The 23,571-nt window shown below is 36.0% G+C and carries 22 protein-coding genes and 4 tRNA genes; 4 read left to right on the top strand and 22 right to left on the bottom strand.

Annotated features, from left to right (window positions below; all coding sequences use genetic code 11):
• Nucleotides 1-84 precede the first annotated feature (84 nt).
• Nucleotides 85-1,413 carry a PDZ domain-containing protein gene (locus AB8P06_RS15095; protein ID WP_369842993.1) on the top strand — a complete coding sequence of 443 codons (1,329 nt, stop codon included), beginning with the start codon at nucleotides 85-87 and terminating at the stop codon, nucleotides 1,411-1,413.
• Nucleotide 1,414: 1 nt separating this feature from the next.
• Nucleotides 1,415-1,939, top strand: a complete 525-nt coding sequence (locus AB8P06_RS15100) for a hypothetical protein (RefSeq protein WP_369842994.1) — start codon at nucleotides 1,415-1,417, stop codon at nucleotides 1,937-1,939.
• Here AB8P06_RS15100 and AB8P06_RS15105 read toward each other — a convergent pair.
• Entirely contained in the window at nucleotides 1,936-2,970 is a 1,035-nt protein-coding gene (locus tag AB8P06_RS15105; protein ID WP_369842996.1) for a L,D-transpeptidase, read from the bottom strand. The genes AB8P06_RS15100 and AB8P06_RS15105 overlap by 4 nt on opposite strands.
• Before the next feature lie 794 nt (nucleotides 2,971-3,764).
• On the opposite strand from AB8P06_RS15105, the gene AB8P06_RS15110 reads away from it, so the two are divergent.
• Nucleotides 3,765-4,856: a DUF5700 domain-containing putative Zn-dependent protease gene (locus AB8P06_RS15110; RefSeq protein ID WP_369842997.1), complete on the top strand. Its 1,092-nt coding sequence runs from the start codon at nucleotides 3,765-3,767 to the stop codon at nucleotides 4,854-4,856.
• 831 nt (nucleotides 4,857-5,687) lie between these two features.
• On the opposite strand, the gene AB8P06_RS15115 is transcribed toward AB8P06_RS15110, so the two are convergent.
• The 21 genes from AB8P06_RS15115 to AB8P06_RS15215 form a co-directional block, all read right to left on the bottom strand.
• Nucleotides 5,688-5,761, bottom strand: a tRNA-Asp gene (locus tag AB8P06_RS15115).
• 34 nt (nucleotides 5,762-5,795) lie between these two features.
• A tRNA-Asp gene (locus tag AB8P06_RS15120) sits at nucleotides 5,796-5,869 on the bottom strand.
• A gap of 34 nt (nucleotides 5,870-5,903) precedes the next feature.
• Nucleotides 5,904-5,977, bottom strand: a tRNA-Asp gene (locus AB8P06_RS15125).
• A gap of 33 nt (nucleotides 5,978-6,010) precedes the next feature.
• A tRNA-Asp gene (locus AB8P06_RS15130) sits at nucleotides 6,011-6,084 on the bottom strand.
• A gap of 126 nt (nucleotides 6,085-6,210) precedes the next feature.
• Nucleotides 6,211-6,528 carry a thioredoxin gene (gene trxA / locus AB8P06_RS15135; protein ID WP_007841388.1) on the bottom strand — a complete coding sequence of 106 codons (318 nt, stop codon included), beginning with the start codon at nucleotides 6,526-6,528 and terminating at the stop codon, nucleotides 6,211-6,213.
• 83 nt (nucleotides 6,529-6,611) lie between these two features.
• On the bottom strand, nucleotides 6,612-7,784 hold the full coding sequence (locus AB8P06_RS15140; RefSeq protein WP_369843000.1) for a cysteine desulfurase family protein: 1,173 nt from the start codon (nucleotides 7,782-7,784) through the stop codon (nucleotides 6,612-6,614).
• A 1-nt stretch (nucleotide 7,785) separates the two neighbouring features.
• The gene (locus AB8P06_RS15145; protein WP_369843002.1) at nucleotides 7,786-8,253 is read right to left on the bottom strand and encodes a hypothetical protein; all 468 of its coding nucleotides are present in this window, start codon (nucleotides 8,251-8,253) and stop codon (nucleotides 7,786-7,788) included.
• A 23-nt stretch (nucleotides 8,254-8,276) separates the two neighbouring features.
• Nucleotides 8,277-8,864 carry an HAD family hydrolase gene (locus tag AB8P06_RS15150; RefSeq protein ID WP_369843004.1) on the bottom strand — a complete coding sequence of 196 codons (588 nt, stop codon included), beginning with the start codon at nucleotides 8,862-8,864 and terminating at the stop codon, nucleotides 8,277-8,279.
• A gap of 4 nt (nucleotides 8,865-8,868) precedes the next feature.
• Nucleotides 8,869-9,594 (bottom strand): SDR family NAD(P)-dependent oxidoreductase, encoded by a 726-nt coding sequence (locus AB8P06_RS15155; protein ID WP_369843005.1) that lies wholly within the window; start codon nucleotides 9,592-9,594, stop codon nucleotides 8,869-8,871.
• Nucleotides 9,595-10,914 (bottom strand): FAD-binding oxidoreductase, encoded by a 1,320-nt coding sequence (locus AB8P06_RS15160; protein ID WP_369843007.1) that lies wholly within the window; start codon nucleotides 10,912-10,914, stop codon nucleotides 9,595-9,597.
• Nucleotides 10,911-11,798 (bottom strand): decaprenyl-phosphate phosphoribosyltransferase, encoded by an 888-nt coding sequence (locus AB8P06_RS15165; protein WP_369843008.1) that lies wholly within the window; start codon nucleotides 11,796-11,798, stop codon nucleotides 10,911-10,913. The genes AB8P06_RS15160 and AB8P06_RS15165 overlap by 4 nt, the downstream gene beginning before the upstream one ends.
• 112 nt (nucleotides 11,799-11,910) lie before the next feature.
• Nucleotides 11,911-12,600 carry a YiaD family glycine zipper/OmpA-like lipoprotein gene (locus AB8P06_RS15170; RefSeq protein ID WP_007841376.1) on the bottom strand — a complete coding sequence of 230 codons (690 nt, stop codon included), beginning with the start codon at nucleotides 12,598-12,600 and terminating at the stop codon, nucleotides 11,911-11,913.
• A 26-nt stretch (nucleotides 12,601-12,626) separates the two neighbouring features.
• Complete coding sequence (locus AB8P06_RS15175) at nucleotides 12,627-13,118, bottom strand: lipocalin family protein (RefSeq protein ID WP_369843010.1); 492 nt, start codon at nucleotides 13,116-13,118, stop codon at nucleotides 12,627-12,629.
• A gap of 127 nt (nucleotides 13,119-13,245) precedes the next feature.
• Nucleotides 13,246-14,925: a S8 family serine peptidase gene (locus tag AB8P06_RS15180; protein ID WP_369843011.1), complete on the bottom strand. Its 1,680-nt coding sequence runs from the start codon at nucleotides 14,923-14,925 to the stop codon at nucleotides 13,246-13,248.
• A 1-nt stretch (nucleotide 14,926) separates the two neighbouring features.
• Nucleotides 14,927-15,550, bottom strand: coding sequence for a WbqC family protein (locus tag AB8P06_RS15185; RefSeq protein WP_369843013.1), 624 nt, complete (start codon nucleotides 15,548-15,550; stop codon nucleotides 14,927-14,929).
• 56 nt (nucleotides 15,551-15,606) lie between these two features.
• Entirely contained in the window at nucleotides 15,607-17,262 is a 1,656-nt protein-coding gene (gene lepB / locus AB8P06_RS15190; protein WP_369843015.1) for a signal peptidase I, read from the bottom strand.
• A 97-nt stretch (nucleotides 17,263-17,359) separates the two neighbouring features.
• Nucleotides 17,360-18,061 (bottom strand): 4-hydroxy-tetrahydrodipicolinate reductase, encoded by a 702-nt coding sequence (gene dapB, locus AB8P06_RS15195; protein ID WP_369843017.1) that lies wholly within the window; start codon nucleotides 18,059-18,061, stop codon nucleotides 17,360-17,362.
• A gap of 72 nt (nucleotides 18,062-18,133) precedes the next feature.
• Nucleotides 18,134-18,772, bottom strand: a complete 639-nt coding sequence (locus AB8P06_RS15200) for a DUF5683 domain-containing protein (protein ID WP_369843019.1) — start codon at nucleotides 18,770-18,772, stop codon at nucleotides 18,134-18,136.
• Nucleotides 18,773-19,663: a ParB/RepB/Spo0J family partition protein gene (locus AB8P06_RS15205; RefSeq protein WP_369843020.1), complete on the bottom strand. Its 891-nt coding sequence runs from the start codon at nucleotides 19,661-19,663 to the stop codon at nucleotides 18,773-18,775.
• A 105-nt stretch (nucleotides 19,664-19,768) separates the two neighbouring features.
• On the bottom strand, nucleotides 19,769-20,542 hold the full coding sequence (locus tag AB8P06_RS15210) for a ParA family protein (RefSeq protein WP_369843022.1): 774 nt from the start codon (nucleotides 20,540-20,542) through the stop codon (nucleotides 19,769-19,771).
• Between the two features lie 165 nt (nucleotides 20,543-20,707).
• Complete coding sequence (locus AB8P06_RS15215; RefSeq protein WP_369843024.1) at nucleotides 20,708-21,544, bottom strand: energy transducer TonB; 837 nt, start codon at nucleotides 21,542-21,544, stop codon at nucleotides 20,708-20,710.
• A 391-nt stretch (nucleotides 21,545-21,935) separates the two neighbouring features.
• Between AB8P06_RS15215 and AB8P06_RS15220 the strand changes: the two genes are divergently transcribed.
• The gene (locus AB8P06_RS15220; RefSeq protein WP_369843025.1) at nucleotides 21,936-23,546 is read left to right on the top strand and encodes a hypothetical protein; all 1,611 of its coding nucleotides are present in this window, start codon (nucleotides 21,936-21,938) and stop codon (nucleotides 23,544-23,546) included.
• Nucleotides 23,547-23,571 lie beyond the last annotated feature (25 nt).

The following is a 23,571-nucleotide window of genomic DNA, read 5'->3' on the forward strand; positions in this document are numbered from 1 at the left end:
AAATTCTTTGTAAAATATTTAAACATTCTCAAATCAGAGAATGTTTTTTATTTTCCGTAACAATAATTTTACTAAATTCAGTAAATGAAATTAAGGTATTTTATAGGGTTTTTATTTTTAAGCATTTTTTTCAATGCCCAAAATTCCTTTGAAATAAAAGATGCTAAAAAAACAGTAATTCCCTTCAAATTTATCAACAACCTTATTTTCATTCCCGTGAATGTAAATGGTGCAGATTTAACCTTTTTGCTGGATACGGGTGTTGCAGAAACTTCAATTTTCAGTTTGGAGGATAAGGAAGTAAAGCTAAGCAACCTTGAAAAAATAAAATTTTCGGGCTTAGGAGGAAATGCCAGTATTGATGGTTTCCGTTCGGACAATAATATCGGGAAGATCGGAAAAGATTTCACCAACACATCATTCAGCATTTTTATTATCGTCAATCAGGAATTTAATATTTCTTCTCACGTTGGAATTCCTGTTAACGGAATTATCGGGTATCATTTTTTTAAAAATCATCCGGTAATCATTGATTATCTTTCAAAACGGATTACCATTTATAATGATACTGAATTATTCAGAAAAAAAATAAAAAAGTTTGAAGAGTTTCCCATATCCATTGAAAGAAATAAGCCTTATATGTATGCTGATGTAGAAATGACGAATGAAAAGAAAAGCTCAAAGCTACTGATAGATCTTGGAAACAGTGATCCTATCTGGCTCTTCCCTACTCTTATCAAAAACTTTGTATACAACCGCCCCAATATCGATGATTTTTTAGGAAGAGGTTTTAATGGTGATGTTTATGGTAAAAGGAGCAGGATTCATAATTTTTATATCGGGGACTTTAAGTTTGAAAAACCTCTTACGGCAATGCCTGATGAATTTTCCATTCAGCATGTCACGATTGTTGATGGCAGAAAAGGCTCTGTGGGTGGTGAGATTATGCGCCGGTTTACAGTAGCATTTGATTATCAGAATCAGAAGTTATATTTAAGAAAAAATAAAAACTATGATGATCCTTTCCATTTTAATATGAGCGGCCTCGATTTTAAGCAGGATGGTTTACAATGGGAAAAAGACGTATTCAGCATATCAACGGCTAAAAGTACGAATAAAGCTTCGGGTGAAGTAGAGGTTCTTAATAATAACCTGCAGTATAAGTTTGTGCTGAAACCCATATTTTCTATCGCAGGAGTGAGAAAAGATTCGCCGGCCGATAAAGCAGGCTTAAAAAAAGACGATCAGATCATTACCATCAACGGAAGAAAGACTTCCGATATGACGCTGGAACGCATCCTTGAATTGATGAAATCATCCGAAGGCAGAACCATTACAATGGTTGTTCACAGAAAAACCCAGGAATTAACATTAAGCTTTACATTAGAAGATCCAATCCCTTATCAGGAATAATATGCAAACCGAAGAAACCACATTAGACAAAATAAGAACGCGACCGAGATTTAAGATGTTTACCCATCTCACCAAGGAAGAGTATGCCGAAAATTTGAAGATTTATCTTAAAGAGCATAAAGATGAATTTTCCGGGAATATCAATAAAGAAGTCGCTACCATTTGTGTAGAAACAAAATATGATACTTACTGGAAACCCAGATTATCTTTACGCACCGAAGAGGAAGATGATCAGATTGTTATAAGAGGTGTATTCGGTCCCAGCTCAGCAGTATGGACTTTCTTTATGTTTTTGTACTTCTCTTTTTCTATTTTGTGGATGACTTTCTTCACTATGTATTATGTGGAAAAACAAATAAAAAGCAATGATTTCCCATGGGCTTTAAGCGCTTCATTTGTAATGATAGCCTGCATAGCAGCAACGTATGCAGCAGCAAGATTCGGGCAAAGCAAAGCCAAAGGAGAAATGCAAAAGCTAAGAAGATTCGCTGAAGAATCTACCTTACAGTTTGAAAAGAAAAATTAAGGAGCCGGAACTTCAGGCTTAATAGCCGGTTCCTGAATTTCCACTGCTTTTGCAGCTTTGATGGAATCTGCTACTTTATCTCTGTTATCCTGTTCTTTTAATATCTTTTCAATATTCGGTTCAATAAGCTTAGTCATTTCTTCTACAGAAATATTGTTTGCATTCGGATCATCCAGAAGTTTTCTCCAGGGTTTTCTACCACCCCATTTATAGTCTCCGAAAACCATTACCGGTGTTCCTTTTGCTTTTGTAGTTGCTCCACCCGGATTTAAAATCCATGTATCGGCATAAGAATAAAGCCACTGGGCATCTTTCATTAATAATCTTAGACATGAATGTGATGCAGGATAGCCCGGAAGGTCATACTGGTGCCATCCTATTCCGCCGCTGTTAAAAATATTGAAGTTATACGGCAGTTTCCATTCACTGCTTACCGTAGAAATCGATAATTTCTTTTTCCAGTTGGCAAATGTTAAGCCACGTGTTGTCTGTGCCGCTTTTTTCCCCATACTTGTTGGTCCCCATTTTACAAGGCTCCCGTTTGAATATACACCGTAAGCCTGAATAGGATATGAAAAGATTACAAACTTCTTCACCCCGCTTAGTACATCCAACTGCATCGGGAAAGGTGAATAAGACATCAGTGTAGTATCTATTTTAGCAGGAACCACCAAAGTGTCTGAGTTCCATTTATTTTTTGAATCCAGTCTGTTCAAAGCCAAGATTGCGTAACGTTCTTTTTCAGAATATTTTTTGCTGAACACCCCGTATAATGAATCTCTGAGTTTTTTATCCTTTGGAAGAACAAAAGCATTGTAAAAACCATTTTCCTGCATAGCCGGAGGTACAGATTCTTTTTTCACAACAGAATCTTTTTTGATAGAGTCAGTTTTGGTCGTTTCAGTCTCAGTTTGAGTAGGATCATTGTTTAAAGTATCATTTATTTTCTCAATCTCCTTCTTACATGAAACTAAAAATAATGCGATAATAAGAGTAAATAAAAAGTTTTTTCTCACAAGTATGTTATTCATAAATAAATTGGGCCATTTCGTTTGATTTGACAGTACAAATATCAGACCTAAAAATGAATAATAAAAGTGTTTAAGAAAAATACCGTGAAAATACGGTGGCATTAATTATTTATAGTAGTACTACCATATTACAAGAAATTATAAATAACATGATCAGTTTCGTAGTAAAAAACAATTGTTGGGTAAAAAATGGATTGAACAGAAATTTAACCGAAACTATCCTTTGACAGCAACAAAAAACCTCCAGTAATATTGAAGGGCTTAAAGTTTTGCGATCCGAGACTCAATCTTTTATAGAAAAAAAACCTATCCGTAAGCTTTATACTATTCTCTTGTTTTTCACGTCACCGAATAGGTCACTTTTTAAAACAAGATGCAAATGTATTAATTTTTCACAAAAACATGATATATTTATAAAAAAGTAATATAAATTGAAAATAAATTAAAGCGAATTATTCAGAGTAATTTAAGACCGCTCTTAATATAATCCATAAGTACATTACCTCCAATTAATTTTGATATATTACGTATTAATTATAAAGCAATTCTAATAGCTTAATAGTTAGTTGTTTCAATAGCAGCTGGATGTAAGTTTGTACTTCTAATATTTTTAGCTCAATTGTATAAAATTCTACAAAAAGAACTTTATACGGGATATGCAAAATCAAATACTTTAGTTATTTCATTGTCTTTTTAATAAAATTTTCCTATAAATTTCTTCTCGTAGGTCTAATAATTTCTCGAATAGAATGCATTTTGATTATATTTGTTACTTTAATAAACGATTATTCTCAATGATACGACATTTACTCCTAGTAATTTTCATCATCCAAACCTCCCAGGTAATATATTCGCAACAAATCGATGACAGCACTTGTTGGGAGTATTTTAAAATCACAGAAAGATTAAGAAGAGACGAACCGATTGATATAACTGAGTGGAAACATTTTATAGGAAGTAAAGCAATACAAGTTTATCTAAAAGATCAGGGGGTCGATAGTGTTTATGTAGATAATTATAGAAAGATAATGGAAACGGTCTACATGCCTAAAAATGACTCTACACTTCAAAAAAGGTTAAAAGATCCTTATAATAACTGGTGGACTTATATAATCAATGAGTATAAGATCAATGAGAATAATATGAAGGTATATCTTAAAGGTCTTGAACAAGAACCGGAGAAATACCTTGATCTTTCGTACCGTTACACGTATCAGATGCTCCCTACAAAGGAACACAAAAGAGCGCTGGAAAATAAAATCACGATTATACCAATTCATAACGATGCACACGTAGAAAATGGATGGATGATTTTCACTCTAATGGCTGCTTATTTTAATGACTACAATAAAAATGGTGTATTGGGTGGTCACGAATTTCATCATGTGTTGCGACCAAGGATGGATTTCGAGGTGAATAACGATGACATGGTAATCGTTAGCATGTTGCAAAGAATTTTAAATGAGGGTTCAGCAGACCTTATTGATAAGAGATATCAGGGTGAAGATGCTAAAAAACTACTGGAATTTCAACGCGGATATCCAGAAACTTTTCTTGCTGACGGTTACAAGACATTGAAAAATATTGACTCTCTGCTTTCAATTAAGCCTTTAGATCGATCGAAGCTCAAATTAAACAAATTATTTAAGGGATGGAATACAAGTGGACATATTCCTGGTTATTACATGGCCAACATCATTGAAAAAGGAGGATATAAGAAAAAACTGATCAGACATATAGAAGATCCATTTTACTTTGTTTATCTATATAATAGAGCAGCAAGAAAAGATCCGTCAGCCTATATAATTTCGGATTCTACCATTGGTATTATAGAAGAAATTGACAGAAAATACAGAAAGAACTCTCACGTGATCAGACATCAGTAAATATTCTGTCAATAATTTTTAATTTTCTCATAATTGCTTCCATAATGCAAAGTTCATTTTTTGTACGTTTTACATAATACTTTTTTATGGACCAAGCTACAGCTCCTGACTGTACTTCTTTTTTATGATGCCACGTCTATTGGTAAAGATTAATCAATTTTAGATAGTGAAGAATAATGTACTGTGATAAGTGATATTTAAGTAATTTTTTGATTTGATAAAAATAGCGTATTGTTAAGTCTTGATCTTGAGGATAATCGCTGAATTGACTAGCCTTTGTTTTTTCAAGACTATATTTCAAGTACATATCGATTGTAAATTTATTTTGGAGTAACTTTTCTCTGAAGTAATTATTAATGTAAGCCTATTTACATATTTGAGAATCCATTATTTAAATAGACTTTCTGCAATTTTAATACTGTTTTCATTTTAATTTTATTTATTAGTGACAGACATACAAGTTGATTTCAGGATTATATGTAAATCAAAACATCTTCGGCATCAATTAACCACGACTGCTATTCATTATTTCATTTCTCGAAATATCTACCAACACAACTGATAAGGAGAACTATAAATTATTTAAATCTTGATCAATAATATACATACTGATTCATATCCACAGTTATATATAATTAACGGAAAAGTGTATTTATAGTCAAAAATAACTTAACCTTTTTTTATATTTCTACCAATCATTTATTTTAGGTCACCAAATAGGTCATTTTTATTTTGTTAATTATTAGCCCTATTGAACCCACAGATATAAAACAAAAAAAGCTTTAAAACATACGTTTTAAAGCTTTATGAACTATTTTAATGTAATAGTTGCGATCCGGACGGGACTCGAACCCGCGACCTCCGCCGTGACAGGGCGGCATTCTAACCAGCTGAACTACCGGATCAGTAGTCCTGAAGTTTTCAATCAAATTTGATATGCGATCCGGACGGGACTCGAACCCGCGACCTCCGCCGTGACAGGGCGGCATTCTAACCAGCTGAACTACCGGATCAGTAGTCCTGAAGTTTTCAATCAAATTTGATATGCGATCCGGACGGGACTCGAACCCGCGACCTCCGCCGTGACAGGGCGGCATTCTAACCAGCTGAACTACCGGATCAGTAGTTCTGAAATTTCAAATAAAATTTGATTGCGATCCGGACGGGACTCGAACCCGCGACCTCCGCCGTGACAGGGCGGCATTCTAACCAACTGAACTACCGGATCAAATTTGTTAAAGAACTCGTTTCTTTTTTGTGTTTGCAAAATTACACCTTTTTTAATTCCCTGCAAATTATTTTATAAAAAAATGCCTCCCAAAGCTGGAAGGCATTCATTATCAAACTTGTTTTTTTATAAGTGAGCGCTTAATTTCTCGGCAATCACTTCTTTTGGAGCTACACCAACTAATTTATCAACCACTTCACCGTTCTTGAAAATAAGAACTGTAGGGATATTTCTGATACCATACTGCATAGAAATCTCCTGGTTGTTGTCTACGTCAACTTTTCCTACCAAAGCTTTTCCTTCAAAATCTGAAGCAACCTCTTCGATGATCGGTCCTAATGTTCTACAAGGTCCGCACCATACTGCCCAAAAGTCTACCAATACAGGTTTATCAGATTTTAAAACTGTGTCCTGAAATGAGCTATCCGTAATTTCTAAAGCCATTTTTATTTTTTTTATTTATTAATATTCTTTTTATTTTCAATCCTTAATTGAATATTCAAAATTACTACTTTTCAGTAATAAGACTATCTATGCTCAACATTTGTTTTTTCTATAACGAAATCTGCCGAAATTTCTTTCAGAGCATTGACTAAAGCATCGATATCCGCCTTAGTTGTCATATGACTGAATGAAATACGCAGCGGAGTACAATGATCCATTTCATCTTCAGATAAAACCATCATCATCACCATAGAAGGTTTTGAAGCTCCCGAAGAGCATGCGCTTCCCTGAGAGATTGCAATTCCTTTCATGTCAAGCTGCAATCCGATTAAAGGATTTTTATAAGGTAATAAAGCACTTAGTACCGTATAAAGACTTTCTTTCTCAGCACTTCTTCCGTTGAATTTAACCCCTGAAATTTCCGCTGACAGTCTTTCAATCGCATAATCTTTAATTTCCTGCATATGACCGGAATAGTCTGCCATATGATCAAGAGAAAGCTCCAACGCTTTACCAAGACCAACAATCCCTGCAACATTCTCAGTTCCCGCTCTGAGGCTTCTCTCCTGAGGTCCGCCGGTAATAATTCCTTTTAAGCCTGTGGCTTTTCTGATAAAAGCAAAACCTACTCCTTTCGGACCATGGAATTTATGGGCACTGCAAGATGCAAAATCTACACGGATGTCAGAAAAATCAAGATTCATATGAGCCATTGTCTGCACCGTATCCGAATGGAAAAGGGCATTGTGGGCTTTGCATAATTCTGCAATCTTTTTAATGTCTACGATATTTCCGATTTCATTATTGGCATGCATTAAGCTCACCAAAGTTTTTTTATCTGAAGCTTTTAAAAGCTCTTCAAGTTTATTAAGGTCGATATCCCCTTTTTCATTGGGGCGTATATAAGCCACTTCTACTCCTTTTCTGGCTTTCATATCCAGGATACTTTCGGAAACACATTTGTGCTCTAATGGAGAGCTGATGATTCTTTCTACTCCAAGATGCTCTACACTTGATTTGATAATCATGTTGTTAGATTCTGTTCCGCAAGAAGTAAAAATAATTTCAGCAGGAGTAACATGAAGATAATCAGCAACCTGTCTTCTTACATTTTCAATAAGAATTTTAGCTTCCTGTCCGAAGCTGTGTGTGGAAGAAGGGTTCCCGAAATTCATTTTCATCGTACCTACCATTGCATCAATTACTTCTTCTGAAAGAGGCGTTGTTGCTGCATTATCTAAATATACTTTATTCATTTTATTTTGAATATTTTAATTCTACTGAATTGAACTGATAGTTTGAAGGGGCTGTAAAGATCAGCCACGGGTGTGATATTACCTGTATTTCCATTCCTCCGGATTCTTTCAGGGGAACTTCTACATACAGTACATTGTCTTTTACTGAAAGACTTTTAATTTGAGTGATTGCATGATTCCCGGATCTGAATGTTCCGAGATTGTATAAGATTACTTTTCTATTTTTGGGAAATTGAGGATAGGTGACCGGTGGTATATCTTTACCCAAATCGATCAGTCCGGAATTTCCTTTGATTACTTTTTGAAGTTCTGCTTCATCTTTTATGATGGTAAATCCGGCTGTCTCTGTTCCTCCATGGGATTCAGACGCAAGAATATCACCGCTGTTTCCGGCGTTCTGAGAGGATTGTGAAGGTGTGGATGTACAACTCATGATGATTGCAAAAAGCAAAACAAACAGTTTATTCATTCTTACATTTTTATCACCCAAAATTAGTGAAAAAATTGGTAATGACCTTCATTTGCCCATTTCAGCATATACTTATCTCCGGAAGTATCCCCGAAAGCTATTATTTTATCGTATTTGGAGTTGGCAATTTCTTCTTTTATTCGCTCCAGTTTCTCTTTTCCGTTACAGTTTTTACCGATGAAATTTCCTGTAAAAATCCCGTTCTTAAACTCGGCACGTGTGGAAACAAGCTGCATCTGCAGTTCTTTGGCAAAAGGTTTTACCCAGATATCCAGTGAAGCGGTTACGAGCAGACTTTGTGTATTGTTTCTATCTATATTATTGATAAAATCTAAAGCATTTTCCCTTACGATTTTCGGGTAATGGTGATCAAAAAACTGCTGTGCCTTTCTTTCTATCTTTTCCTGTGACTGCCCTTTGAGTATGGATCCTATAAAGCTTTTCTTTACTTTTTCGGTTTCAGCCAATTTCAGTTTCAGTAAAACAAAAAGCGGAACATGTTTTAAAAATTGTATCCGGAATTTAATGGGATCGTAAAATTTAAGATACATAAACATTGTATCTTTATAGGTGATTGTACCATCAAAATCAAAACAATACAATTTTTTCATTTTACTAAAGCTTTAATTTTTTAAATATAAATTCAGGAATATTCCTGATAATCATCATAATAATCCCCCAAACAGGTAAAACATAAGCTACATTTTTCCCGTTTTTGTAGGCTTTATAAATGCAGGCAGCAGCCTGTTTCGGTGTTGCGGTCAATTTTGGGTTTAACGGCAAACCTTCTGTCATCTTTGTGGCCATAAATCCCGGTTTTATGGTAAGCACATGAACATTCTTATCGAAAAGATAATTCCTTAAACCGCTTAAATAGGCCGTGAAAGCCGCTTTTGCACTTCCATAAATAAAATTGCTCTGCCTTCCTCTGTCTCCTGCTACTGATGACAAGCCGATAATGGTTCCCGATCTTCTGCTTTCAAATTTGAGGGCAAAATAATTCATTACAGGAACCAGCTTTGAATAATTAATATCAATAATCCTTTCGGTATTCTTATTATCATACAAACCTTCTTCCGTACCTTCACCCAAATATCCCGTTGCACAAAATAATACATTTGAGCTGACAGTATCAAATTTATTGTAATCTATTTCTTTCGTCAGATCCAGCTCGATTACTTCGGATTGCTGAAAAAACTTCACATCAATATGCCTTGCAAATCTTTCGGTAGTTTCTTTATTGGAGGTGAAAAGGTAGATTTTTTCATACTTTTCTCCTTCTTCCAGAGCTTTTTCAACGAAAGCCTGCGCTACTTCAGATGTACTTCCCAGAACTATCATTTATGAATTATTATTTAAGATTCTTTTGTGCTGTAAAGACACAAATTTAGGATTTTGTATATTTTTAAGGTAATTGGTCAGAGACGATCTGCTCATGCTGTCTTTTGTAAGGTAAATTCTTCCGTCGAATTCCTGAACAATCGCATCTAAGTCTTCAACCAGTTTTTTCAGCTTTGAATTGACTTTAAAATCTAATGCCAATGTATAACCTTCTATCGGGAATGAATTGTAAGCGGATGGATTATTCTTTCCAAAAAGCTTTAAGACCGCAAGGAATGAGCCATTTCCGCTGTTGGCGATGGTTTCAAGTATTTTTTTCATTCCTTCTTTTCCGGCTTCTTTCGGAATGACCATCTGGTATTGGATAAAACCGGATTTCCCATAGATTTTATTCCACTCGTTGATGGCATCCAGCGGATAAAAGAAAGTTTCATAATCAATAAAATTCTTCACTTCTTTTTTAGTCTGCTTTTTGTAGTACAGCAGATTGAAAACCTTTACGGTCAGAGCATTCAGAATAAAATTCGGAAAATAAAAAGGAACGGTAGGCTGCAGTTTTTTCTTTAGCCTGAGTGGATTTTTGGTCAGATTTTGCGGAAGCTCATGTTGAAAGGCATGTTCTCCTCTCATCATAATGCTTCTTCCGATATTTTTTCCCTTCTGCAGACAGTCGATCCACGCTACGGTGTAGGTCCAGCTTTCACTTTCTTCAAACAGCCTGAAAATTTCATCCAGATTCTCCGCTTTTATGCTTTCCTGGCGAATGTAGGCAGTTTCTATATTTTTAAGCTTAAATTTAGCGGTCAGGATAATTCCTGTAAGTCCCATTCCACCAATAGTAGCCCAGAATTTATCTGCATTTTCTTCACGGGAACATTTAATAATTTCCCCGTTTTCGTTCATCAGTGTAAACTCGATTACATATTCTGAGAAGCAGCCTTCTGCATGATGGTTTTTACCGTGTACATCGGATGCAATGGCTCCGCCAATGGAAATAAATTTAGTTCCGGGTGTTACATATAAAAAATATCCCTGCGGAACAGAAATTTCCAGAACTTCGGAAAGCAATACTCCGGATTCACATTCTATAATTCCGTTTAGACGGTCGAAGCTGATAAACTTATTTAGTTTTTTTGTGGAAAATATATTTTCGCCTAACGAGGCATCTCCATAACATCTTCCGTTTCCTCTGGCAATAACTTCATTGTGATTAAGAACAAATTCCCTTATTTTCCTGAAGCTGTCCTCTGATCTCATCTCTTTTTCCACAACGGGGAAATTTCCCCAGTTGGTCACTTTCTGTATAAAATTAGGCTTCATTTTTTAAAATAAATTTGAATTAAAAATGCAGCAACCCATAATATCAGAGTCACCTGAATGTATCGGTCTCTATACACAATTTTAGTGGGAGACTCCGTTCTGTTGTAAACCAGTGTCTGCTGTAAGTATCTTAAAAATGCAAATACAACAAATATGACAGTATAAAAAACTCTTGCGTGAAATTTGGCCTGCACTTCGGGAGATAAGGTAAACATCAGATAACAGATGATCGCCAAAGTTACCGAAATGGAAAGCGCAATATCTGCAAACTGTACATTATACCCGTCTAAAGCACGTCTGGTTTTTCCGGAAACCTGAGCATTGATGAGCTCTCCTCTCCTTTTCCCGATCGCCAATACCAATGCCAGTACGAAAGTAAGCAGGGTTGCCCATTGTGAAATAAGAATTCCTGTGATATATCCTCCGGCCTGCACTCTTAAGACAAAACCGATGGCTATAATGAAAATATCAATGATGGGAACATGCTTTAGCTTGAACGTGTAAGCAAGATTCATGACAAAATAAAAGCCTATGATGGTTGCAAACTTCCAAAGACCCTGATGAAAATAATATTGGGCAAAAAGGATAAGCGCAATATCTATAATCACTAATCCGATAAGGATTCCGATGGCTTTTGATTTGGAGATAACTCCACTTGCCAGGGGCCGTCTCCGCTTTTCGGGATGCTGTCTGTCGGCTTCGATATCGTTATAATCATTTAAGATATACACCACACTTGCAGCCAGTGAGAAAATAATAAAGGCAAAAATGCTTTTGGTCAGTAAATCTACATTTTTAATGTTGCCTGAAAAAAAGAGGGGGACAAATACAAAAAGGTTCTTCACCCATTGTTCTACGCGCAGTAGCTTTAAATATTTCTTCATTTATGTTATTTCAATACAAAAATAATGATTTTCAATTTAAATATCATTTCATAAAAATACAAAAAAAAACCGCCGGAGCGGTTTTTAAGAAAATATTTATATGTTAAATTAATTACTGCCCTTTCTGAGCATCATTAATCATTTTTTCATTTGCGGTAATAGCAAATTCTACTCTTCTGTTTTTTGCTCTTCCTTCATCTGTATCGTTGGTAGCAACCGGCTGGCTTTCTCCTTCCCCTAAAGCAAACATTCTGCTTGATGCAATACCTTTGGATAATAAGTAAGATTTTACAGAGTTAGCTCTTCTTTCGGAAAGCCTCATATTGTAATCATCTGCTCCTTTACTATCTGTGTGACCGTAAATATTGATATTGGTATCCGGATTGTTTGCAAGAACCTGAGCTAATTTATCTAAGTTTGTTTTAGCCGGAGATGTTAAATCTGAAGAGTCAAATGCAAAGTTTACAATACTTTCATTCATCGTAATTTTGATACCGTCTCCTACTCTTTCTACTTCTGCACCCGGTAATGTTTCTTTGATCTCTTTAGCCTGCTTATCCATTTTATTACCGATAACGTTACCGGCAACACCACCAATAATACCTCCTAATACGGCACCTAACGCTGCATTTTTACCTTTACCTACATTGTTTCCTAAAATACCTCCGATTACAGCTCCTGAAGCTACCCCTACGGCAGTACCTCTCTGTTGGTGATTTGAATTCTGAACGGCTTCACAACTTGTCAAAAGCAATGCTGATGATAAGAAAAGAGCCCCGATATATGTTTTATTAAATTTCATCTTTTTATTCTTTAATAGTTAGTAAATTACTTCATTCCGGATCTTTCGAAGTTGTAAACAACTCTTACTGTACTTCCGTCGAAAGGAACATTTTGTTCCAGTGAAAACTGATCAGTAGTCTGATTAATGATATTCAATGAATATCCTACTGTATTTTGTTTTGCTTTTGTACCTGCAGCAATTTTTTTGAACATAAAGCTGCTTCCGTCTTTTATTTCAAATTTGATAGGCTGAGAGATACTCGGGCAAGATCCGCCTCCGTTTAAGGTATATGCTCCTGTATAATTATTTGGAATCAGTCTCCAATGACTTCCTACAAAACACTGCGCATCTGCTCCTTCATCAAAAGGTTTGATTTTATATTGTTTATCATAATCAATGCTTACGATTTCCCAATCTCCTTTTAATTTCAAAAACTCAGATCTCTGGTTTTGTGACGTTGCCGCTTTATTCACGGAGGAACAAGACACTGCAAAAAGTGATGTTCCCAACAATCCTGCAAGTAGTAACTTTTTCATTTTGATGTTTATTATTAAAATTAGTAATAAAGTTACAAAAAACCGTGCCAAAATTGAAAAATAAAAATAAAAAAAGTCCGAAAAATTCGGACTTTACATGTTTTATATTAAAAGACAGAAAGATATACTATTTTTTAGCTGCCTTTTTTAAAGATTTCGTAGCCTTTTTTACTGCCGAAGATTTACCGTTATAGAAATTGGTATATGCATATTCTGCTGCTTTTTCAAGATCTATCACTCCTCCCGCCTGTGAAAAGTCTGCAAATTGATTTTCAGTATTAGCGTTGCTGGATTTAACTAATGCTTCAATGATCTGATCCGGTTTTAAACCCGGCATATAAGCTAATAAAACCGCCGCTGCTCCTGCTACAACCGGAGAGGCCATTGAAGTTCCCTGTAAATATTTATATTCATTTTTCGGAACTGTAGAATAAATTTCTTCACCTGGCGCGAAAACGTTTACCATTTTCTTATTGAAGTTGGAGAAATCTGCTCTTAATGCATTGTTTTTATTGGTACTTGCTCCTACTACAATCACGTTATTTACAAAAGGTTTTTCGTCTGTAACGTTTTTGAAGTTGGTAGGATATGCAAGGTGCTCTGCAACATCTTCGTTTTCATTTCCTGCTGCTTTTACCAGAAGAACTCCTTTATCCTGTGCATATTTGAAAGCATCCCAAACTACGGTTTTACCCGGAGATACCGGTTTTCCAAAGCTCATATTCAAAACTTTGGCGCCATTGTCTACAGCATATCTGATGGCATTGGCAACATCTTTATCTCTTTCATCACCGTTAGGAACTGTTCTTACCGACATGATTTTAGCTACTTTTGAAGCTACCCCGTACTGGATCTCTTTTCCTTGCGGCAATCCGGCAATAATACCTGCCACGTGAGTTCCGTGTTCAGCATCAGGCCCTTCATAGTGATTGTTTCCATATTTTTTCTCAGAATAATCATCATAGTTATCTCCTACGATTTCTTTTCTCGGGTCATAGGTCAAATCATATTGTTTAGCCTGAGGACCGAAATAATCAAGAGCTTCTTTCATCTGATCTTTCATTGCTTTTTCAAACTCCGCAGATGATTTTCCTTTGAATTCGGGGCTTTGAGAAACCTGTGATAAAACCTGGGCAGCCATTGCCTCTTTTTGCTCAGCCGGCTTTATTGCTGCTACATTTTCAGGGGTAACAGGTTTTCCGTTAAGCAGTTTTACCATGGTAGGAATCGCATCGTTGATCATGGTATACATCTGGAAGCTTTGTCTTGATTCTACACTTTTCTTTGTAAAAATCTCTTTGGCTTTCATATACATAGCAAATTCTTCAGGCATTTTAGTCTGATTTGCTTTGTTTTTAGCAGAATCGTCACCTTCGAACATCGGCTTGTATTTGGCAACCACTCTGGTTACTTCCATGTTGTCGATATCGATATCACCGTTTTTACCACCTATGAAATTCCATCCGTGGATATCATCGATGTATCCGTTTCCGTCATCATCTTTACCATTATCGGGAACTTCGTTGGGATTACTCCATACATTTTTAATTAATCCCGGGTGATCAACCTGAACACCGCTGTCTAAAACTCCTACTACCACTGTAGTCGGCTTAAGACCTTTGGATTCTAAAAATTTATATGCATTTTCCGTATTTATACCGTATACTTTTGTAGTACCAAAATCTTTATGGTACCAAGTCATCAGATCTTTATCCTCTTTAGGATCAATGCTTTTTGCCTGTGCCTCCTGTGCAAAAGCAGAATTAAAGCCTGCTAAAAAAACAGCAGCTAACAATACCTTTTTCATGCTAGTATGATTGTTTAATATTTTTTATATAGGTCAAAGATTCCGGGCCTTTGTTACAAATTATGTCCAAAATCGATAAATCTTTTAAAAATCCCAGCTTATCTGTGAAAGTCTGATAATATTCTTCCATATCAAATTCGGAAGGTAATTTCGCTGAGAATTTTTCTCTGAAATTGATTTCCTCTGGATTTTTGATATATTCTTCATTCAAAGAGTGTGCCTTTTCCGTTTTAAGAATCTGCTGAAGAATTTCCAGGCTTTTGATATTAAAGTCCAACAGATATTTTTCTTTCAGATCAAATATTTTTCTGAATTTATCTTCATAAAATTCAAAATACGGAGAACTCTGATAGGCGGTTTTTATTGATTTCCAATGAAGATTCCTCCAGTCTTCCCTGTAAGAAATTTCAATATCTTTTAATTCTCTTTTCCCGTTATGGTTGATAGGAATAATCAGGGAAAGCTTTCCATTTGCCCCATAAATATTAGCTCTGTTTCTATAGGTCTGCTTCGGAAAATTTTCAAACTGCTCAAATATAATTTCATTTTCAGCGTCTAAAAAAACTGAAAACCATGAAACTGGCGGCAAATAAAATACCGGTAATAATACATTCTTCATATTCATAATACAAAAATGAAGTATTTTTTCAAATACTTCATTCTATTTCAAATTTATTTTATTTATAAATCTTCTTCTGTTTTTTTCTTTCTGAATAATTTCATGAAATATTCCCATCCGAAGAATAAGATAAGAATCATTGCTGCAATCCACCAGTACGATGTTTTATTGGCTTCCCCGGTGTTGGTTGCTTTAAACATTCTGTCCCAACGAACTTTGAACGGAGCCTGATAAGATGAACTTGCATCTGAGAACGCTCCCTGCAAACTCATCCAGGTAAACATCGGTTTTCCAACAATATTTTCTTCAGGAACAAAACCAAAGAATCTTGCATCTAAAGAGGCATCCCTGTTGTCCCCTACCATCATATAATAATCCTGCTGAATGGTATATTGATTGGTTTCTTTTCCGTTGATGAATATTTTTCCGTTTTTATTTTCAAGCTTGTTGTGCTCATATCTGGAAATAATCCACTGATATTCCGGTAAGGTTTCCTGATTGATGGTTACCACATCTCCTTTTTTAGGAATTTTAAGCGGGCCGTACCAATCCTGATTCCAAGGCTTGTTGATTGGGAAGATAGACTGGGTTGTATCAATACTTTTTGTATAAGCAGTTTTATCTGCATTCAGTTTATAAGAAATCGTAGCAGAATCTTTTGGGAAGATGTTTTCCTGCATATCGATCACACTGGGTAATGCTTTAATTTCCGCAGCAGTTTTATCTGTCAATCCCTGGAACATATAAACAAAGCCTTTATCCGACTGCATTTCTCTTACCGGTAAAAAACCATAGGTGTTGTACAATCCAGGAATATCTAGTTGTGCTCCTGTATTTACGGTGTAAGCATGCTGAACTTCCTGGTCTCCTAAAACGGTTTCCGGTTTTCCGTTCACAAAAAGCCTTCCGCCTCTCATTTCAAAGGTATCGCCGGCTACAGCAACACATCTTTTTACATAAGGGTCTTTTCTGTCAATTGCCGTGTGTACGGAATCCTGAGGATAGTTGAAAACAACCACATCATTTTTCTGGGGCTTATTGAATTGTAAAATTCTTGAATAGGGTAATTTTACGGCATCTACATAAGATTTCGGGTCATCTTTAGGATTTCCTTTTTCTCCGGAATCAAAAATAGTTCCCTGCAAGAAAGGGATTGCCAAAGGACGCATCGGTAATCTGTATCCGTAGCTCCATTTATTTACAAAAAGGAAGTCACCTACCAGTAATGTTCTCTCCATGGAACCTGTAGGAATTCCGAAAGGCTGCGTTACAAAAACGTGGATAATCGTTGCAAAAACTACGGCAAAGGTGATTGAACCTGCAAAAGTATCTTTCTTTTTTGCACTTTTCTCTTCGTCTGTTAAGAATAATTCATTTTCATCTTCCAACTCTACATCTTTGGAATAGTTGACACTTGCCATATAAATGAAAGGAAGAATCACGGTAAGAAACTGATGCTTGAAAAGTGTTTTTCCGAATTTTTTCATCAGATAGAGATGAAAAACAGACATCATAATCGGTCCTACAATTGGTAAATACGATAAAACAGCCCACCATTTCGGATGTTTTGTTTCTTTTAAAATGATGAAATAATTATAGAAAGGAATGAATGCAAATAACGGACTATAGCCCAGTTTTTTGAACAGCTTCCAAGTTGAAATTCCCATTAACACAGATAAAATGAGAACGTATACTGTATAAGTTAAAAAATAATTCATAGTTTTTTTGTGCCTATTCTAAATAATATAATACATGATGAGTGATAATTGATCATCTCTATTATTTGTTTACAATTTAAGGGTTTTGTTACAACAATTAAAGCCCTAAAACGTCATTCATAGTAAAATTTCCTTTTTTATCTTTAATCCACTCTGCAGCGACTACGGCTCCCAATGCAAATCCGTTTCTGTTGAAAGCGGTGTGCTTGATCTCAATCTCATCTACTTCACTTCTGTAGAACACGCTGTGAGTTCCCGGAACCTCATCTTCACGAACTGCAAAAATACCCAACTGGTTTTCCCGGGTTTCTTCCAATTTCCATGCGTCAAATTTAGGATTATGTTTAAAGATGCCTTCTGCCAGAGAAATCGCAGTACCGCTCGGCGCATCTTTTTTATGGATGTGATGAATTTCTTCCAGCTGACATGAATATTCAGCTACATTTTTCATCAGATCGGCTAACTTTTCGTTGAGAGCGAAGAATAAATTAACTCCCAAGCTGAAGTTTGAGCCATACAAGAACGCTGTTTGATTATCAACGGCAATTTTTTCCACTTTCTCTTTTTTCTCCAGCCAGCCTGTTGTTCCGCAGATTACAGGGATTTTATTTTCAAGACAGGCTTTTATGTTATCAAATGCTACTTCGGGTAATGAAAATTCGATAACAACATCAGGATTATTAAGGTTTTCAGCAGTTGGAGTTTCTTTAAGGCGGGCTACTACTTCATGGCCTCTTTTGGTTGCAATTTCATCAATGATCTTGCCCATTTTTCCGTACCCAACTAATGCTATTTTCATGCGATATTTTTTGTTCTTGCGTTGCCACATGTAACGTTAAAGTTCTATGTGATATTATTTTTTTATTTTATATTAAAACCGGTAACTTAAGCTCAATCCTGTTTTAGGAGGTGTTGTTCCAAATTCATCCTGGATAACTGCAGGACTGAAAGTTAAATCCGGATCATGGCGGCTTTCATAAAGGTGAGCATCTACCACGGCATCTACAATATTAAGGATATAGATCAATCCTGTAATGGCGATCGCATAATCTCTCTGTCTTTTTGCCCGGTCCTGAACATTTCCCAATGCTACTTTATCGAGCCATGGACGGTTGTCTATAAATTCATTCGGGGTACCGTTTAACTTGGCGATATAGTATTCCCTGTATTTTTTATACTGCTTGTCATTCCACATGGCAATTCCGACTCCTGTACCTACGGCACCCCATACGATAGGGATTTTCCAGTATTTTTTATTATAGTATTGTCCTAGTCCCGGCAGCACGGCAGAATATAAACCTGCTTTGGTAGGATTCAGCTTTAATGTTTTTACGGTTGGTCCGTTGGCTTTTTCAAGATCTGCTACGATTTTAGCTTCAGATTTCGTCGGTTTTTCTGCAGAGATACTGTCTTTCGGATGGTGTTCTACCCGAATAGTATCATTAGGATTTACTTGTGAATAAGTAATTGCAAACAGACACAAGAAAAAAGTGAAAAGTATTTTCTTCATTTATTTAATATGGGATAAAATATATTCCAGCTCATCTTCATTTTTGAAGTCAAGAACAATTTTACCTTTTTTACCATTTCCGGAGGTTTTAATCTCCACTTTTACTTCTAAAATATCAGAAATTGTTTTCTGAGCTCTTTTATAATTATTTGAAAGCTCAACCTTTGCTCTTTTGGCAGCCGGAGATTTCGGAGCTTTCAGAGCTGTAGCGGCCTGTTCAGCCTGGCGTACATTCAATTGTTCTTTAATGATCAGGTCAAATAAAATCTGCTGAAGCTCTTCATTTTCCATACTGATGATGGCTCTTCCGTGCCCGGCAGAAATTTCCCCGCTCCGGATCGCATTCTGAATGTCCGGATTCAATCTTAATAATCTGATAGAATTGGTAATTGTACTTCTGTCTTTCCCGACTCTCTGGCTCAGATTTTCCTGTGTCATCCCGATCTCATCCAAAAGCCTCTGATAGGTCAATGCAATTTCAATTGAATCAAGGTCTTCTCTCTGAATATTTTCAACAAGAGCCATCTCCAGCAGCTCCTGATCGTTTACTAAACGGATATAGGCCGGAATAGATGTTAAGCCTGCAATTTTACTTGCTCTGAAACGTCTTTCCCCGGATATAATTTCAAACTTTTCACCGTCTTTTCTTAAGGTAACCGGTTGAATTACACCTAAGTTTTTGATAGACTGTGCAAGTTCGTTTAATGCTTTTTCGTCAAAATAAGTTCTCGGTTGGGTTGGATTCGGATAAATATCTTCAATGGCTACTTCTACAATATTTCCAACAAATTTATCTGCACCTTCGTCGGTAGCAGAATTGATCGTCGCTTTGGATTCAGCACTTAAAATAGCTCCCAAACCACGTCCCATAGCTCTTTTTTTGTCCTTCATAAATATAATTGCTCAATGATGATTGATAGATTATTGCTGACAGATGATAAGTGATTAAATAATTTACTTATCCTCTATGATCTATTTGACCATTCACTATTTACTTTAATTCTTTACTAAATTTTCGTTTTTCAATAAAACTTCTTCCGCAAGTTGAATATACTGAATTGCTCCTTTACTTTCAGCATCATAATTCAGGATACTTTCTCCGAAACTTGGGGCCTCGCTCAATCTTACGTTTCTGCTGATAATGGTTTCAAAAACCATTTCAGGGAAGTGGGCATTCACTTCTTCCACTACCTGGTTTGATAGTCTTAATCTGCTGTCGTACATGGTAAGAAGCAAACCTTCGATATCCAGATCTTTATTATGAATTTTCTGAACGTTTTTAATGGTATTCAAAAGTTTCCCCAAACCTTCCAATGCAAAATATTCACATTGAATCGGGATAATCACAGAATCTGCAGCAGTAAGCGCATTTACTGTAATGAGACCTAAACTCGGCGCGCAATCGATGATAATGTAATCGTAGTCATCTCTTACACTCTGCAATGCTTTTTTAAGCATATATTCACGGTCTTCCTTGTCTACCAATTCAATTTCCGCTGCTACCAGATCGATATGGGACGGAACAATATCCAAATTGGGTGTAGCCGTCTTTTTGATGCAGCTTTTTGTATCTATGCTGTGCTCCAGGAGATTATAAGTGGAATACTGAACATCGTCAACTCCTAAACCGGATGTTGCATTAGCCTGAGGATCAGCATCAATGATTAATATTTTCTTTTCCAATACCCCTAATGCCGCGGCTAAATTTACAGCTGTTGTCGTTTTTCCAACTCCTCCTTTCTGATTAGCGATACCTATGATTTTTGCCATTATTAGAACTTTAAGCATCAAAAATACACTTTTTTCTTTGCTCTGAATGAATGCAGAAAACGAAAATTGAGTTAAAATATTGTTAATAAGGTTTTTAAGCCGAAAAAAAATTATCCACAAAAAACGGGTCTTTGTGGATAAGTATCAGGATTTGTTTGCTATAGATTATTCAAACTGCATAGAGATCGGAAATTTGAAATAACTTCTTACGGTTTCACCCTGTTTATTTTTTGCAGGCTTCCAGGTTCCTTTAATTAATTTGATAACTCTAAGAGCTTCATTATTAAAAGAAGCATCTTTGCCATCAGCTTTAATTCCGGAAATTGTTCCATCTTTTTCTACGATAAAAGTTACTGTTGTTCTAATAACTCCATCTGTATCTTCAAAACCGGAAGTATCAAATTTATTCATTACTTTATCTCTGAACGAATTGATTCCTCCATCATAGCTCGCTTCAACACTCAATTCCCCCCGCTCTGCAATATGATTATCAGGAACCTTAGGAAGTGTGGGTGGCACATAAGGAATTACAGGTCCTTTCCCTGTTTCAGAGGTTGTTGGATTATAATTGGTTTTTGCAATTTCTCCTTCTGAATTATTTTTGGTCCCTGAAATGGCGCCTTCAATTTTTTCAACAACCTTTTCATTAGTCACTTTAGCTTTAGGCTCCGGCAATCTATCATCTACCGTTTTAACATCTGGAGCCGGGGTAGCTTTAGGGGGTACAACAACTACCGGAGGAGCAACTTCTGTATCCGGAATATTAGGATCTATAAGATCAAAGATAACCGGAGGTTTTTCTGTAGGTGCTTCCGTTTTGAAAGCTGAAATTACAAAAGGTGTAATAGAAATTGCAGCCAATAAACTTACGCCTACAAAAAGAGCTTTGGTAAGTATTCTGTCTGATTCGTTTCTTAAAACATAAGCGCCATATTCTTTGTTCCGGTGCTCAAAAAGAACTTCGTTAAACCGAAATTCCTGGTTCGTGTTCAGGTGTTTCATCACTAGTAAAAATTTAAACTGTTAATAATATAGCGATTATTAGTTTTATGAGTTATTATCGATAATTATTGATTCAATATCAAAACATCTGCCAAAATTTTATTAAAACGATATCATTTTAAAAATTTTTATAACAATCTATAAAATTTAACTATGCAGATAATAATAATCTACTAGATATAAAGCACATACACTTTTTATTATTCAACAATAATTTCATTTTAATTACAAAAATCTAACAGAAAACGAAAAACAGTAAAAACCACATCTATAAATCGGAAAAATACTGAGATTTTCTTCTATGACCCGAAATACATTTGTACCATACAAAAACGGGGATGCTGAAAACCGAAAAGAGTAAGCAGGAAAAAAATATTAAAAACTTATAATTATGCCAACATTAACTCAAGAAGCAAAATCGAATTCTTTAATGAGTATGCTTTTAAAACAGGTTTATGACACTGTAACCAACGGAGGGAATCCTGATTCTCTGGGACCCAACGACTTTATCGCTTTTGATCCGGTAGGAGTCACACTTTCTGAAGATACTTTTGATTATGCTTTAAACGGGCTATTCGGAGATGCACCTTCTCCAAAACCAATGCTGGACGGAAAAGGAAACCCTATTCTGGATGCCAACGGAAACCCTAAAATCGATATGGACGCTTATCAGAATGCATTAACCAACAGTAAATTCAAAAAATACCTTCAGATGGAGCAGTTTGCCGCAATGGTAGATGTGATTCCATCTCAATTACCACCGCTTACGGAAAGCGGAAACGGAAGATCAATGACCATCATGAGCGTTATGAATGATTCTCAGAAAAGAGTTTCAAAAGTATATGAGGATCTTTTACAGTGGTCTGTAGTGGTAGACACACAATTTGATGAAAAGGTAGAAAAGAAACTTAATACTTTAAGAGACAAGCTGTTCAAAATCAAAAAAGTAAAAAATGGAGATTTTGATCCGAATTCACCGATTGACGACATGAACAAGCCTGAAATTTTTCACACTTTCGTTTCGCCGACTTATTCAAAATACATCGAGTATCAGATGAAATATTTTGATATCGTAGATGCCAACAACGAAATCAGATCTGCTGCTGATAACGGAGATGCCGAAGCTATGGCCAAACTTTCCATCGACGGGAAGAATATGAAAAAACGTGAAGATGCAGCTTTAAAAGCATGGCAATCTTTAGGGTATAAAGAAGCGGTAGAAAAAATCCAGAATTACCTGAGTGAAGTTGAGCAGAAAAACATGCTTGTCATTAAGAAAAGAATGGAATCTGAATTCAGAAACAGTCAGAGAACCAGAATTTTAGATTACACCAACTACTCACCTTCTATTCCGGTCGCTGCCAATGCACTGAAAGAATCTAAAGGATGGCCTACGGTAACAATTTCTGAGGGTGAATCTAATTATGATTATTCAAAATCTGTTCATAACTGGGGTGCTGCCGGAGGCTTCAGCATGGGAATTTTCTCTATCGGTGCAAAAGGTAGCGGAAAGCATGAAAAAACCAAAATCAACACTGATTATACGAATATGAAAATCTCTTTCAAATTAGGAAAAGTAAGAGTGGAAAGAGGTTGGTTTAATCAGCAATTCGTAGAATCCAAATACTGGAAATTACATGAGCAGTCTCCTCAGACCTTAAACGGAGATATGATCAGTGATGGTAACGGTAAAGGATTAATGCCTTCCATCATCACAGAACTGATCATCGCAAAAGATGTTTCCCTGGATTTCTCCGAAAGCAGCTCTGCTTATACTGATGTTAAAAATTCAGTGACTTCGGGAGCAGCGGTAGGAATCGGGCCTTTCGTTTTCGGAGGAAATTACAGCTATGACAACCAGGATGTACAATCTAATTCAAAATGGAAAAATAAAACACTGATGTCAGACGGAGTTTATATCATCGGCTACAAATGCCATGTTGTTCCGAAATCTCCAAATCCAAATCCTGAAATCAAGAAATGGACTGACGGAAAATCATAATATAATATCCTTCTCAATCTCAATA

The sequence above is a fragment of the Chryseobacterium tongliaonense genome (genome assembly GCF_041224435.1).
Classification (GTDB): domain Bacteria; phylum Bacteroidota; class Bacteroidia; order Flavobacteriales; family Weeksellaceae; genus Chryseobacterium; species Chryseobacterium tongliaoense.